This is a genomic window from Rhodococcus sp. OK302, from assembly GCF_002245895.1.
GTDB lineage: Bacteria > Actinomycetota > Actinomycetes > Mycobacteriales > Mycobacteriaceae > Rhodococcus_F.
In genome coordinates this window covers 3,473,788-3,487,113 of record NZ_NPJZ01000001.1, presented here as the reverse complement: position 1 = coordinate 3,487,113, position 13,326 = coordinate 3,473,788, and the positions used below count along the sequence as shown (strand labels likewise).

The 13,326-nt window shown below is 61.7% G+C and carries 15 protein-coding genes; 6 read left to right on the top strand and 9 right to left on the bottom strand.

Going from position 1 to position 13,326, the window contains the following annotated elements; all coding sequences use genetic code 11:
- Positions 1-25: 25 nt before the first annotated feature.
- From BDB13_RS15890 to pgsA, 3 genes are all read right to left on the bottom strand, one after another.
- Positions 26-409, bottom strand: a complete 384-nt coding sequence (locus tag BDB13_RS15890) for a helix-turn-helix domain-containing protein (protein ID WP_094272491.1) — start codon at positions 407-409, stop codon at positions 26-28.
- A gap of 135 nt (positions 410-544) precedes the next feature.
- Positions 545-1,042: a CinA family protein gene (locus BDB13_RS15885; protein WP_094272490.1), complete on the bottom strand. Its 498-nt coding sequence runs from the start codon at positions 1,040-1,042 to the stop codon at positions 545-547.
- A gap of 5 nt (positions 1,043-1,047) precedes the next feature.
- A complete protein-coding gene (pgsA, locus tag BDB13_RS15880; protein WP_094274949.1) occupies positions 1,048-1,698 on the bottom strand; it encodes a CDP-diacylglycerol--glycerol-3-phosphate 3-phosphatidyltransferase in 651 nt (216 codons plus the stop codon).
- A gap of 120 nt (positions 1,699-1,818) precedes the next feature.
- Here pgsA and BDB13_RS15875 point away from each other — a divergent pair, with 120 nt between their 5' ends.
- Positions 1,819-2,343, top strand: coding sequence for an amino-acid N-acetyltransferase (locus BDB13_RS15875; protein WP_094272489.1), 525 nt, complete (start codon positions 1,819-1,821; stop codon positions 2,341-2,343).
- 33 nt (positions 2,344-2,376) lie between these two features.
- Entirely contained in the window at positions 2,377-2,661 is a 285-nt protein-coding gene (locus tag BDB13_RS15870; RefSeq protein ID WP_094272488.1) for a YciI family protein, read from the top strand.
- 6 nt (positions 2,662-2,667) lie between these two features.
- On the opposite strand, the gene BDB13_RS15865 is transcribed toward BDB13_RS15870, so the two are convergent.
- The 6 genes from BDB13_RS15865 to thyX form a co-directional block, all read right to left on the bottom strand.
- Positions 2,668-3,642 carry a TerC family protein gene (locus tag BDB13_RS15865; RefSeq protein ID WP_094272487.1) on the bottom strand — a complete coding sequence of 325 codons (975 nt, stop codon included), beginning with the start codon at positions 3,640-3,642 and terminating at the stop codon, positions 2,668-2,670.
- Positions 3,643-3,690: 48 nt separating this feature from the next.
- Positions 3,691-6,513, bottom strand: coding sequence for a DNA translocase FtsK (locus BDB13_RS15860; protein WP_176459589.1), 2,823 nt, complete (start codon positions 6,511-6,513; stop codon positions 3,691-3,693).
- A 111-nt stretch (positions 6,514-6,624) separates the two neighbouring features.
- The gene (locus BDB13_RS15850; RefSeq protein WP_094272485.1) at positions 6,625-7,248 is read right to left on the bottom strand and encodes a TIGR03085 family metal-binding protein; all 624 of its coding nucleotides are present in this window, start codon (positions 7,246-7,248) and stop codon (positions 6,625-6,627) included.
- A gap of 23 nt (positions 7,249-7,271) precedes the next feature.
- On the bottom strand, positions 7,272-9,287 hold the full coding sequence (locus BDB13_RS15845) for a ribonuclease J (RefSeq protein WP_094272484.1): 2,016 nt from the start codon (positions 9,285-9,287) through the stop codon (positions 7,272-7,274).
- Complete coding sequence (gene dapA, locus BDB13_RS15840; protein ID WP_094274948.1) at positions 9,288-10,193, bottom strand: 4-hydroxy-tetrahydrodipicolinate synthase; 906 nt, start codon at positions 10,191-10,193, stop codon at positions 9,288-9,290.
- Positions 10,194-10,239: 46 nt separating this feature from the next.
- Positions 10,240-10,989, bottom strand: coding sequence for an FAD-dependent thymidylate synthase (gene thyX, locus BDB13_RS15835; protein WP_094272483.1), 750 nt, complete (start codon positions 10,987-10,989; stop codon positions 10,240-10,242).
- A 139-nt stretch (positions 10,990-11,128) separates the two neighbouring features.
- Between thyX and BDB13_RS15830 the strand changes: the two genes are divergently transcribed.
- From BDB13_RS15830 to BDB13_RS15815, 4 genes are all read left to right on the top strand, one after another.
- Positions 11,129-11,590 (top strand): toxin-antitoxin system HicB family antitoxin, encoded by a 462-nt coding sequence (locus BDB13_RS15830; RefSeq protein WP_094274947.1) that lies wholly within the window; start codon positions 11,129-11,131, stop codon positions 11,588-11,590.
- A 106-nt stretch (positions 11,591-11,696) separates the two neighbouring features.
- Entirely contained in the window at positions 11,697-12,131 is a 435-nt protein-coding gene (locus BDB13_RS15825; RefSeq protein ID WP_094272482.1) for an SRPBCC family protein, read from the top strand.
- Positions 12,132-12,267: 136 nt separating this feature from the next.
- Positions 12,268-12,690 carry an Rv3143 family two-component system response regulator gene (locus BDB13_RS15820; RefSeq protein ID WP_094272481.1) on the top strand — a complete coding sequence of 141 codons (423 nt, stop codon included), beginning with the start codon at positions 12,268-12,270 and terminating at the stop codon, positions 12,688-12,690.
- Positions 12,691-12,906: 216 nt separating this feature from the next.
- Positions 12,907-13,266, top strand: a complete 360-nt coding sequence (locus BDB13_RS15815; protein WP_094272480.1) for an NADH-quinone oxidoreductase subunit A — start codon at positions 12,907-12,909, stop codon at positions 13,264-13,266.
- The last annotated feature ends 60 nt before the right edge of the window (positions 13,267-13,326 follow it).

Below are 13,326 nucleotides of genomic sequence, written 5' to 3'. Positions count from 1 at the left end.
ACCTATCGGTTGGGACCGGTAGTGGCTATGCAGCGGCCAACCTGCGCGCGTTGGGTGCCGGAATAACAACACGAGTATCGCGGGCGATGGTCGGCGAACCGGATGCCGACGCACTCGCACCGGGAGACGTCACACGGGAATTGGGGACTGGCCGACCGATAGCCGGAGCGGACTTCTTGGTGGCCAACGTTTCGCTGACATCGACCAGAACGTCCGATAACGGCACGGCGAGTGCATCGCAGATCGCGGCCAGCAGTTCACTGGACGCTTCCTTACGTCCACGTTCCACCTCGGACAGGTAGCCCAAGCTCACGCGCGCACTGTTCGACACCTCACGTAGCGTGCGACTCTGCGAAACGCGCGTACGCCGGAGACTGTCACCGATTGCCTCACGCAATAGCAGCGCCATCTCGCTCCTCCTTCATCCATCACCTATCGTGCCAGGCCAAAACCGTCACAGGCCTACATCGTGACCGTTCGTCACGTCGCTGTTGTACATCTTCTCAACAATCAACGTCCGAACTCGACCGATTGGTTCCCGAGCCTATCTTGCCCGATCCACGCCGATACGATCACATAACCGCGACACGGCAGTCGCGACTGCGGAAGTCCGAATTTCCCACCGCTCACCTTTCAACGACAGACGTTCGCAGGTAGTTCCGTCGGGCCCGGCGATACCGAGAAATACTGTGCCCACCGGATGCCCGTCCTGTTCACTCGGACCTGCCACCCCGGTCAGTCCGATCCCCCAGTCCGATCCGCACCGGCGCTGTGCCCCGGCCGCCAGCGCGATCGCGGTCGGCGCGGACACCGGTCCGTCGGCCGCCAGTGCAGCCGGGTCGACACCCCCCAGCGTCGCTTTCAGGTCCGTCGCATAGACCACCAGTCCGCCGCGCAGAACAGCACTGGAACCGGGCACCGAGGCAACTGCTGCGGTGAAGAGCCCCGCAGTCAGCGATTCTGCAGCAGCGACAGTCTCACCGACGTCGAGTAGCGACGCGACCAATTCGACGACACCGAGTTCGAGCAGTGGATCCTGCACGGAATCTAGTGCCCGTCGCGATCGGCAGATCGGACCCCGGCGCGCAATCGGATTGCCTGCACGACGTATTCGATGCCGGTCGCCAGAGTCAGGACGACCGCTGCGGCCATCAGAAGCCAGCTGACGGTGTCCCAACTGCTCGGGAGGGGGCAGATGTAGAAACCGATGGCTACGGCCTGCACGAGCGTCTTGAGCTTGCCGCCCTTACCCGCCGGAATCACGGCGTGCCGCAGTACCGCGAACCGCAGCACTGTGATTCCGAGTTCGCGGGCAATGATCACGCCCGTTACCCACCAGGACAGATCGCCGAGCATCGACAATCCGATCAGGGCGGCGCCGATCAGCGCCTTGTCCGCGATCGGATCCATCAGCTTCCCGAAGTCCGTCACCAACCCGTACTTCCGGGCCAACTGCCCGTCGATCCGGTCGGTGATGGCAGCGACGATGAAGATGGCCATGGCGCCGAGACGCCACGCGGTTTGATGTCCGTCGTCGACAAATAGCACGACGAGGAACACCGGAACCAGAACGATCCGGAGCATCGTCAAGATGTTGGCGATGTTGAAGAGGGGCACGGGGTTGTCCGCGGCCGGTGTTCCATCTGACGGTCCTACAGCGGCCCGATGGGCATCTGCCTGATCGCGCGGCGAGGTCATCGGATCACCGCAGAGACTGCGGGCCGAACCCGGGAGGTCACCGAGCGGCGGAGGAATTTCATGGGGCGGACGGGCACGCGACTCAGAATATCGGTAGACCCATTGACTAATGTGCACCACATGACTTCCACCGCGCGCAGCGACACCGAGAGCCACTTGATCGTGCGGCGGGCACGAACATCTGATGTGTCGGAAATCAAACGTCTCATCGATATCTACTCGGGCAAGATCCTGTTGGAAAAGAACCTTGTGACGCTCTACGAGGCTGTCCAGGAATTCTGGGTGGCCGAGAAGGACGGCCGAATTCTCGGCTGCGGAGCCATGCATGTGCTCTGGGCCGATCTCGGCGAGATCCGTACTGTTGCCGTCGATCCCACGGTCAAGGGCCAGGGCGCCGGTTTCCAGGTAGTCGACAAACTGATCCAGGTTGCCCGCGAGCTGGAATTGGAACGACTCTTCGTCTTGACCTTCGAGACCGACTTCTTCCACCGACACGGCTTCGTGGAAATCGAAGGAACTCCGGTCACCGCCGAGGTCTACACCGAGATGTGCCGGTCGTACGACGCCGGTGTCGCCGAGTTCCTGGACCTCAGTTACGTCAAACCCAACACTCTCGGCAATACCCGTATGCTTCTGACGCTCTGAAAAGGTTCACACACTTCCCCGAAAGCGGTCCCGATGTCGTTGTTCCTCGTCGAATACACCTACGCCCCCGAAAAGAACGCTGCGCGCGATGCGATTCGCGCCGACCACCGCGCGTGGCTCACTGATCTTCTCGAACGTGACATCGTGTTGTCGTCGGGTCCGTTCGCCGACGGTCTGGGAGCCCTCATCATCGTCGATACCGCCGACGCCGAAACTGTGGCTCTGTTGTTCACGCACGATCCTTTTGCCATCGCAGATTTGATTGCGAACGTTCGGATCACCGAGTGGGTGCCCGTGCTGGGTCAGTTCAGCGTCTGAAACTCGTCACGCACGATCGCGAGTCTCGAGCAGGCTCGCGATCGTAGTCACGACCAGCACTCCGATGATGACGGCCAACGACAGCATCGTCGAAATCTCGGGCACACTGACATGCTCTCCACCGTTGATGAACGGCAGCGTGTTCTCGTGGAGTGCGTGCAACACCAACTTGACCCCGATGAAGGCCAGGATCACCGAAAGTCCGTACGCCAGATAGACCAATCGCTCGAGCAGTCCGCCGATCAAGAAGTACAACTGCCGTAGGCCCATCAGAGCAAACGCGTTGGCCGTGAAGACGATGTAGGGCTCCTGCGTGAGCCCGTAGATTGCCGGGATCGAATCCAGCGCGAACAGCACATCTGCGAATCCGATTGCAATGAGTGCCAACAACAACGGTGTGACGACGCGCTTGCCGTTGATTTTCGTGACGAGCTTGTCGCCGTCGTACTCCTCGGTGGTCGGTAGGACCCGCTTCACGAGAGCGATAATGCGACTGTCTCGCTTCTCCTCGACTTCCTTCTCGTGTCCGTGATCGCGAATCAGGGTGAAAGCCGTGTAGATCAGGAATGCCCCGAAAAGGTAGAACACCCAACTGTAGGCATTGATCGCGGCCGCACCGATACCGATGAAAATGCCGCGCATGACCAGCGCGAGAACGATACCGATGAGCAGCACCTTCTGCTGGTACTCACGCGGCACCGCAAACGTCGACATGATGATGACGAACACGAACAAGTTGTCGACGGACAGTGCCTTTTCGGTGACGTATCCGGCAAAGTACTCGCCGCCGTACGTGGTTCCCCAGATCCACATCACGACCAGGCCGAAGATTATCGCGATCGAGATGTAGACCGTCGACCAGAAGGCCGACTCACGGAACGTCGGAGCGTGCGGCGTTCGGACATGCGCGAAGAAGTCGAAGACGAACAACCCGAGGATCACCACGATCGTGATGCCCCAAGCCAGCGGTGACACGTGCACGACAACCTCCGGTTCTCGACCCGACGGATTACCCGCCGGGCCGAACTGTCAGTCCTCGGAAGACGGTTCCTCCGGATCTCCGCCGCGAATCGACCACAGCAGCCCGTCGAGTTCTTCGGGCTTCATGAGTACCTCACGAGCCTTGGAACCTTCACTGGGTCCGACGATTCCACGATTTTCCATGAGGTCGATGAGACGACCCGCCTTCGCGAAGCCGACACGAAGCTTGCGCTGCAGCATCGAGGTGGAACCGAACTGACTGGTAATCACCAACTCGACGGCCTGAAGCAGCACATCCATGTCGTCGCCGATATCCGGATCGACGTCCTTCTTCTCGCCGGCCTTCTGCGCCGTGACTCCCTCGGTGTACTCGGGCTCTGCCTGGTTCTTGGCAAAATCCACAACAGCCGAGATTTCTTCGTCCGTGATGAAAGCGCCCTGCATACGCGTCGGCTTGCCCGCACCCATCGGCAGGAACAAACCGTCGCCCATACCGATGAGCTTCTCGGCACCCGGCTGATCGAGGATGACTCGTGAGTCGGTCAGTGACGAGGTCGCGAACGCCAGACGCGACGGCACGTTGGTCTTGATCAGGCCGGTGACGACGTCGACGGACGGACGCTGCGTGGCCAGGACCAAGTGGATACCGGCGGCACGTGCCTTCTGAGTGATGCGCACGATCGCCTCTTCGACGTCGCGAGGCGCCGTCATCATGAGGTCCGCCAACTCGTCGACGATCGCGAGGATGTACGGGTACGGCCGATAGACGCGTTCGCTGCCGAGCGGCGCGGAGATCTCGCCGGACTTCACCTTGGCATTGAAGTCGTCGATGTGGCGCACCTTGTTGACCTGCATGTCCTGGTAGCGCTGCTCCATCTCCTCGACCAGCCAGGCCAGCGCTGCGGCGGCCTTCTTCGGCTGCGTGATGATGGGCGTGATCAAGTGTGGAATGCCTTCGTAGGGCGTCAACTCGACCATCTTGGGGTCGATCAGGATCATCCGCACTTCTTCAGGCGTCGCGCGGGTGAGCAGTGACACGAGCATCGAGTTCACGAAGCTCGATTTACCCGACCCGGTCGAACCAGCGACCAAGAGGTGCGGCATCTTCGCGAGATTCGCGTGCACGAAGTCGCCTTCGATGTCCTTGCCCAGTCCGATGACAAGCGGGTGGCGCTCCCGGCGCATACTCGGCGCAGTCAACACATCGGCGAGGCGGACCAGTTCGCGGTCCGAGTTCGGTACCTCGATACCGACAGCAGACTTGCCGGGAATCGGCGCGAGAAGACGAACATTGTCGGTGGCCACGGCGTACGCAATGTTTCGCGCGAGTGCCGTGATCTTCTCGACCTTCACGCCCGGGCCCAATTCGACCTCGTACCGGGTCACCGTCGGGCCGCGAGTGAATCCTGTGACAGCAGCATCGATCTTGAACTGTTCGAGAACTTCGCTGATCGCTTCGATCATCGCGTCGTTGGCCGGACTGCGCAGCTTCGGCGGCTCGCCTTCGATCAACAGAGACGTCGGCGGAAGGTTGTAGTCGCTGTCGCTCACCGCAGCGGTGACAAAGCTCTCGGTCTCCTCCGGTTCCGGCTCAGGCTTGGGTGCCGGCTTTGCAACCGGAACCGAACGAGCGGGAATCTTGGGACGGCTGACGGGCTTTTCGACGACAGGGGCCGGTGCAATGTCCTCGGGCACCTCAGGAGCAGGTTCGGGATCGGGTTCCGGACTCCACAATCCGAGGATCTCGGTCTTCTTGTCACCGGACTCGAATTCGTCCGTCGGATAGTTGTCGATCGGTGCCCGGCGACTCGAGCGTTTGGACGGCCGTAGGGGCGGCTCCGCGTAGGTGTCCACCGGATACCCGTCGGCGTCGAAGTCCGACGAATCATAGGATGAACCGCCGTAGTCGCGGCCGTAGCTGTCGTCGTCGAATTCGCTGCCGTAGTCATCGAATTCGTCGTCATCGGAAGGCGAGCCGAAGAAGGATTGAAACTTCCCCGGCACCTGACGGAGGGTGGTGCCGGTCAGAAGGAGGATTCCGAAGCCCACAGCGATCATGAGCAGTGGCGCCGAAAGCCACACTGTCAGACCATCTGTCAGGGGTCCACCGACCGCCCGGCCGACAAAGCCTGCTCCCATTTCATGCGTCTCGGCACTTGACTTCGCACCGGATCCGATATGCCACAGACCGAGCGCGGGCAGACCGACCAGCAGCGACCCCATGACCAGTCGTGTCCGGATTTCCGGTCGAGGTTCAGTTCGCATCAGCAGGATCGCGATGCCCACGCAGAGAATCGGCAGGACCGCCGACACCGCTCCGACCACCGCACGCACGGCCGTCGCGATTCCACCGCCGATCGGACCGCCGGCTGCAAACCACACACTTCCCGCGATGACAACGCTGAAAGCGATGAGTCCGAGCGCGATTCCGTCGCGCCGGTGGCCGGCTTCGATATCACCGACTTTGCCGACGGTACGAGTGGTTGCCCCCACTCCCCTGGCGGCCAACGACCAACCCTTGGAAATGCCCTTGCCTACCGCGTCGAACGGGCTGGCACTCTGCTTCGCCTTGGACACGGGCCGGCGGGCGGACGAGGACGTGCCCGTCGCCTTTCGCGGTGCAGCTTTTCGCGGTGCGGCTTTTCCCGGCGCAGCCTTCTTGGCTGCAGTCTTACGCGGAGCAGGTTTGGCACCACCGGCATGCGACGACGTCGTGACGTTACGTGGGGTGGAAACGGTGCGTGTTCGTGACTTTGATGCACCCCTCGCTGGTGGAGTAGATGCTAACGACCTGGTCGATGCCTGGGACGTGGATGTGCGTGACGCGGACGTGCTTGTACTAGGTCCCCGGGCGCTCGACTTACCTGCCATGTCGTTCAGGCTAGTCGGTGCCACCCCATCCGGACCATCCGCAACACCAGCAACACCGTTTATACGTTCGAATCGTGATATTCGCGACGGCGAGCTGCCCAGGCAGACAATTCAGACGCTTCGGTCCAGGCTCATCACCGATTGAACGTCGGCAAGCTCGCCTTTGGCCTCGATCAGGACTTCGTTGCGACCGAAGGCATGCAGCAACAGCTCTGCAGGCTCCCCCTGCAGAACGACGGTACGTGAATCCGATTTGTGCACAACTGCGCTCTCGCCGGAAGGCAGTTCGAAGATCACTTCGACAGGCGCCTTGCGGTACCCCATCTTCGCGATCTGACGCGCATATTTCCACAGTTGCGCTTGCCGCCCCACCGTCAGGGGACGGGCGGTCCAATGTTGGTGAGCGCGTCGAACGTCCTCATGATGGACGAACATCTCGGTGGTATTGATCTGGGCGTCGAGCCAGTACATGGGCGACCATGTGGGCGGCCCGCTCCGCACATCGTGCAGGAGTTCGTCCCACGGCCGCGCTGCGGTGGCCTTTCGGACGCTCTCGGTATGACCGGCCAAGGCACTGATCATGATTCCGGGAGCGGCGTCGAGACGCCGCTCCCGGATGATCAGATGTGCTGCCAGATCACGGTTTGTCCACTCACCACACAGCGTCGGAGCATCGGGACCGAAGTCGGCCATGCTGTCCACCAGGGCGAGTCGTTCGTCATGCGCGAAGGTCACCTTCGCCAACGTACTCGAATACTTTAAGGAACCGCGATAACCGTCGGAATGATCATCGGGCGACGACGGTACTTGTCTGCAACCCAACGGCCGACAACGCGGCGCACGGACTGTGCGATGCGATGCGCATCGATGATGCCTTCACCGGCGAGACGTGTGAGGTCCGATTCCACCAACTGGGCAGCGTCCTTGAGTGCGGTCGGGTCGTCGGAGAATCCTCGACCCGATACCTCCGGGGTACTGACCGCGCGGCCGGTCGATTCGTTGATGACGATGGTGATGGCGATGAAGCCACCTTCACCGAGCACGAGACGATCGGACAGTGTCGGTTCTCCGACATCGCCCACGGAAAGACCGTCGACGTAGACGTGCCCGACGGGAACGCGTCCGACGATCTCGGCGAGACCGTCGACCATATCGACGACAACGCCGTCCTCGGCGAGGATGATGCGTTCTTCGGGAACACCGGTTGCCTTGGCGAGTGCCGCGTTGGCGCGCAGGTGACGCCATTCTCCGTGCACGGGCATGGCGTTGGTGGGCCGAACTGCGTTGTACAGGTACAGCAGTTCACCAGCGGAAGCGTGACCCGAAACGTGAACCTTGGCGCTCTGCTGGGTGACGACAGTGGCGCCGCGCTTGGCCAGACCGTTGACCACCGCGAAGACCGAGTTTTCGTTGCCGGGGATCAACGACGACGCGAGAACGACGAGGTCGTTTGCGCGGATGTTGATCTGGCGGTGCTCGCCGCGTGCCATCCGCGAAAGTGCTGCCAGCGGCTCGCCCTGGGATCCGGTGGAGATGAGCACCAGGCGGTCGTCGGGAAGGCTAGCGGCGGTATCGATGTCGACGACCAGGCCGTCGGGCACCGTGAGGTACCCGAGATCCTGGGCGATCTGCATGTTGCGGACCATCGAGCGACCGACGAAGACGATGCGACGGTTGTAGCGCGCTGCTACGTCGACGACCTGCTGGATACGGTGCACGTGGCTCGCGAACGACGCGACGATGACACGCTGCTTCGCCTTGCCGATGACGGTGTCGAGAACGCCACCGATCTCGCGTTCCGGCGTAACGAATCCCGGAACCTCGGCGTTGGTGGAGTCGACGAGGAACAGGTCGACGCCCTCGTCACCGAGACGGGAGAAGCCGGCGAGGTCGGTCAGTCGACCGTCCAGCGGAAGCTGATCGAGCTTGATGTCGCCGGTGTGCAGAACAACGCCGGCGTCGGTACGAATCGCGATGGCCAGAGCATCCGGGATGGAGTGGTTGACTGCGAAGTACTCGCACTCGAACGGTCCATGGTTTGTGGATGTGCCTTCGATAACCTCGATGAGGTTGGGGCGCAGTCGGTGCTCGCGGCACTTGGCCGCTACCAGTGCCAGTGTGAACTTGGCGCCGATGACGGGGATGTCCGAGCGCAGGCGCAGGAGGAACGGCAGAGCGCCGATGTGGTCCTCGTGCCCGTGCGTCAGGATGACGGCTTCGACGTCGTCCATGCGGTCTTCGATGTAGCGGAAGTCCGGCAGGATCAGGTCGACGCCAGGCTGCTGGTCCTCAGGGAACAGGACTCCGCAGTCGACGATCAGCAATTTGCCCTGGTGCTCGAACACGGTCATGTTTCGACCGATTTCGCCGATTCCACCGAGCGCGACAACACGAAGTCCGCCGGCCGGAGCCTTGGGCGGCATACCCAATCGCGCGGTCGGATCTACCGACGGGCGGTTCTCGGGGCGCCGGTTGCCGGAGCGTGAGCCACCGGACTTTGCCGCGGGGCGATTGCCCGACGGGGACTTGCGCGCAGCCTTCTGGGGCGCGTCTTTCTGGGCTGCGGCCTTTTGGGCTGGGGCCTTTTGAGAAGCAGCCTTCGGGGGCGCACTCTTCTGGGCCACAGCATTTTTCGGAGCCGCTGCAGCTACCGGAGCTTCCACCGGGGTGGCCGGTGCCGGGGCTGCAGTTTTGGGGGCTGCCGTTTCAGGAGCCGGTGCCGAAGGCGGTCCGGCTTGGCGACTGGCGCTACGACGTCGGGGGGGACGGGTCATTTACAGAACTCCTGCCGCATGCAGATCGGCGGCCAAGCCGTCGATCTGCTCTTTAGTGGGTGCAACCTGCGGAAGGCGCGGTTCTCCGACATCGATACCGATGAGTCGCAGACCCGCCTTCGAAGCGCTGACGCCACCCAAACGGGCGACGGAACGGATCACAGGGATCAAACTGAGGTTTATTTCGCGTGCACGGGCGATGTCGCCGGTGACAAACGCGGTGTGAAGCTCACGCAGGCGACCCGGAACCAGGTGTCCGATGACGCTGACAAAGCCGGTAGCGCCGACCGCGAGCCACGGGAGGTTCAGCGGGTCGTCGCCGGAGAAGAACTGAAGTTCGGTGGTGCCGATCAATTCTGCGCCCGCGTTCAGATCACCCTTGGCGTCTTTGACGGCCTTGATGCGGGGATGCTCGGCAAGGCGACGGATGGTGTCCGTCTCGATGGCGACAACGGAGCGGGGCGGAATGTCGTAGAGCATCACGGGCAGGTCGGTGGCGTCGGCAACGGCGGTGAAGTGCGCGAAGAGTCCGGCCTGCGGGGGGCGCGAGTAGTAGGGAGTGACAACAAGCAGTCCGTGGGCGCCGACGCGGGCTGCGTCTCGCGCCAGTTCGACGCTGTGGGCGGTGTCGTTACTGCCGGCCCCGGCAATGATCTTGGCGCGGTCGCCGACGGCTTCGATCACCGCGCGGAGCAGGTCGAGCTTCTCCGATTCGGTGGTGGTCGGAGACTCACCGGTCGTGCCGGCCAGTACGAGGCTGTCGCAGCCGTTATCGACGAGATGCGCTGCGAGGCGCACTCCGGAGTCGACGTCCAACTTCCCGTCGGCAGTGAACGGGGTCACCATCGCAACGGAAATGGTGCCGAACGGACGCTCGACGAGAGAAGCGGAATCACCGTAGGTCATGGTCAGAAGGTTACCCGGTGTGGAGGTTACTTCTGCACACGAGTCTTCACTCGGCTGCAAATGCACTGACAGCGATCTCGGATCCGTCCGATTTTCCGAGAATCTCATAGTCTCCGAACACATTTGGCGCAATGGTCTGAAGTTGCCGTAAGCACTCGATTGCGACGCGACGAATCTCGACGTCGGCGTGCTCGGTCGCGCGCATATCCACGAAGTGGCGCCAGGCCCGGTAGTTTCCGCTGACGACCAGACGTGTTTCGGTGGCGTTGGGCAGAACCGAGCGCGCAGCTTGCCGCGCCTGCTTGCCGCGCTCCGGCGCACCCGGAACAGATTGCAGTTTGTCTTCCAACGCCGCAAGAAGTTCGCCGTAGGCACGGCGACTCTCGTCAGTCGCCGCGAGGAAGAGCGCTTCGAGTTTCGGGTCACCTTCGATTGCCGGCGGTACGACGACGTTGGCATCGTTCTCGCGGACGAACCGCTGGGAAAGTTGCGAGTACGAGAAGTGGCGGTGACGAATCAGCTCATGGGTGCAGGATCGCGAGATGCCGGTGATGTAGAAACTGACGGTTGCGTGTTCGAGGACGGACGAGTGGCCGACTTCGAGTAGGTGCCTGATGTATCCGGCGTTGGTGGCGGTACGCGGATTGGGTTTGGACCAACTTTGGTAGCACGCTCGGCCGGCGAATTCTGCGAGCGCCTCACCGCCTTCGGCGTCTGTTTCCCAGTCGATGTCATCGGGCGGGAAGAATTCGGACTTCGCCACCATCTGCACTTTCAGTGACACAGTGTGCGGCACTACTGACTCCTCGAGAAGCACTTGTCAGGCTCTACCGGCCCTATTGCGCGGCAACTCTATAGGCAGTTCCCGACACGCAAATCGGGTGACATCAGCCGACGCCTTGACTGACGTCACATCTGACGTCACAGTTGATGTCATGGATATTTCGGAGTACACCGCGAAGCTGCATGACGACCTCGTCACGGCAGCAGAACTGGGCGATGATCAGACTCGCCGAATCGCGGCGTCTCTCGCCGCCGCCATCGAACCGTCGATTCGTTTGGTCCTGCTGGCAGCGGCCACCGAACTTGCCAAGGAAATCAGCGCCGAGGTCGAGAACCGGGACGTCAGAGTCCGTCTCGACGGCAACGAGATACTCGTCGACGTCCAGAAGGCCGAACAAGACAACTCGGCCGCCGACGACGGCAAAGACAGCACGTATTCCTTCGACGACGTCAGCGGTGACATCAGTCGGGTGACACTGCGCATGATGGAACAGATCAAGGCCCGAGCTGAGGAAGCCGCAAATCAGAACGGCGTTTCCCTGAACTCCTGGGTGTCGCAAGCCGTCCAGGGAGCACTGCGCGATCAGATGCGTAAGAACGGTATGGACTACTGAAACGCCACGGCAAATCCTATCTCCCGCACAACTGTTCCCCAATGGTCTAATTGCACCGCACACGTTGCACGAATTTGTCGCTGTCAGGCATGGAGGAGTTAGTCGTATGGCCGTTTCGGGCGTCAAGGAATTCGAGATCAAGGCCGACCCGGCCACCGTCATGGCAGCCGTTGCTGCCGTAGACCGGTTGCCTGAATGGTCGTCGGCGCACAAGAAGATCACCATTGAGAGCACCCACGACGACGGCCGGCCCCACCGCGTCCGGATGTCCGTATCGGTTCTCGGCATCAACGACGAGCAGGTTGTCGACTACACCTTCGACGGCGACGAGAAGGTGACGTGGACTCTGGTCGAGAGCGGTCAACAGAACCAGCAGGACGGCTCGTACGTCCTCACCCCCACCGACGGCGGAACGAAGATCAGCTTCGAGCTGACCATCGACCCCAAGATCCCGTTGCCCGGTTTCCTGGTCAAGAAGGCACAGAAGGTGGCTCTCGAGACTGCCAGCAAGGGCTTGACCAAGTTCGTCGAAAGCTTCTGACACCCAATCTTATTCGCCACAGTCCCCGGTTCCCGGAAATTTCCGGAGCCGGGGACTGTCGCATTTTCGCGCAAAGTCCTTGATCAAGTTAAAGATTCACCGCCGCGATCGACACACTCGGGGTAACGTCGGCCGCGTGTCCGCAGCGACAGCACAGCCCCGCATCACGCCCACTGTGCGTGTACTCGTCTTCAGCGACGACGCCCACACCCGCGAACAGGTGCGCCTCGCACTCGGCGAGCGTCCTCATCCCGACCTCCCACCGATCGATTACATCGAGGTGGCGACAGCTCCGGTGGTGATCGACAAACTCGACCGCGGTGGCATCGACCTTGCGATCCTCGACGGCGAGGCAAGTCCGGCCGGGGGTATGGGCGTCGCGAAACAGCTCAAGGACGAAATCACGGACTGCCCGCCGATCGTGATTCTGACCGGTCGACCCGACGACGCGTGGCTGGCATCGTGGTCGCGCGCCGAGGCTGCGGTTCCGCAGCCCATCGATCCCCTGCAGTTGGCGTCGACGGTTATCGGCTTACTTCGGACTCGACTCGGCCTGTAGCTCGAAATCTTGGGGTGTCCCGTTGCGGCAGCGGCTACTTCGTAACCGGGGACGCAAAACTCCACACACCGAAAATCAGCCCCAATGTCGGAGGCACCCCCTAGTGTGGTGTCACAGGTCACATGATCGGCGAGTTGCTGGCAGTATCGGTTTGGCAGTACCAGTTTCAGCAGGATCAGCACAGTCTTTTCGGCGACGGAGAGGGGTTCGGGCGACATGAACGCGTATGTACCAATTCTCGTGCTCGGTGCCATTGCGATGGCCTTTGCCGTGGTGTCCGTAATCCTGTCGTCCGTCGTCGGCCCTCGCAGGTACAACCGCGCCAAACTCGAAGCGTACGAGTGCGGAATCGAGCCGACGCCCCGCGCAGCCGGTGGCGGCCGTTTTCCGGTCAAGTTCTATCTCACCGCCATGTTGTTCATCATCTTCGATATCGAAATCGTTTTTCTCTACCCCTGGGCAGTTCATTTCGACTCGCTCGGCCTGTTCGGTCTGGCCGCCATGGGGTTGTTCATCGTCAACGTCTCGGTTGCCTACGCCTATGAATGGCGACGAGGCGGATTGAGCTGGGACTAGTTCCCTCATCGAACCGAAAATGCCGGTCACAGCAACGCTTACGACTGAAAAGAGTCGAGT

What these genes read in the sequence shown, in the direction of transcription:
- BDB13_RS15890 (WP_094272491.1), bottom strand. Translation starts at nt 409, where the DNA reads ATGGCGCTGCTATTGCGTGAGGCAATCGGTGACAGTCTCCGGCGTACG.
- pgsA (WP_094274949.1), bottom strand. Translation starts at nt 1,698, where the DNA reads ATGACCTCGCCGCGCGATCAGGCAGATGCCCATCGGGCCGCTGTAGGA.
- BDB13_RS15875 (WP_094272489.1), top strand. Translation starts at nt 1,819, where the DNA reads ATGACTTCCACCGCGCGCAGCGACACCGAGAGCCACTTGATCGTGCGG.
- BDB13_RS15870 (WP_094272488.1), top strand. Translation starts at nt 2,377, where the DNA reads ATGTCGTTGTTCCTCGTCGAATACACCTACGCCCCCGAAAAGAACGCT.
- BDB13_RS15860 (WP_176459589.1), bottom strand. Translation starts at nt 6,513, where the DNA reads ATGGCAGGTAAGTCGAGCGCCCGGGGACCTAGTACAAGCACGTCCGCG.
- BDB13_RS15845 (WP_094272484.1), bottom strand. Translation starts at nt 9,287, where the DNA reads ATGACCCGTCCCCCCCGACGTCGTAGCGCCAGTCGCCAAGCCGGACCG.
- dapA (WP_094274948.1), bottom strand. Translation starts at nt 10,193, where the DNA reads ATGACCTACGGTGATTCCGCTTCTCTCGTCGAGCGTCCGTTCGGCACC.
- BDB13_RS15830 (WP_094274947.1), top strand. Translation starts at nt 11,129, where the DNA reads ATGGATATTTCGGAGTACACCGCGAAGCTGCATGACGACCTCGTCACG.
- BDB13_RS15825 (WP_094272482.1), top strand. Translation starts at nt 11,697, where the DNA reads ATGGCCGTTTCGGGCGTCAAGGAATTCGAGATCAAGGCCGACCCGGCC.
- BDB13_RS15815 (WP_094272480.1), top strand. Translation starts at nt 12,907, where the DNA reads ATGAACGCGTATGTACCAATTCTCGTGCTCGGTGCCATTGCGATGGCC.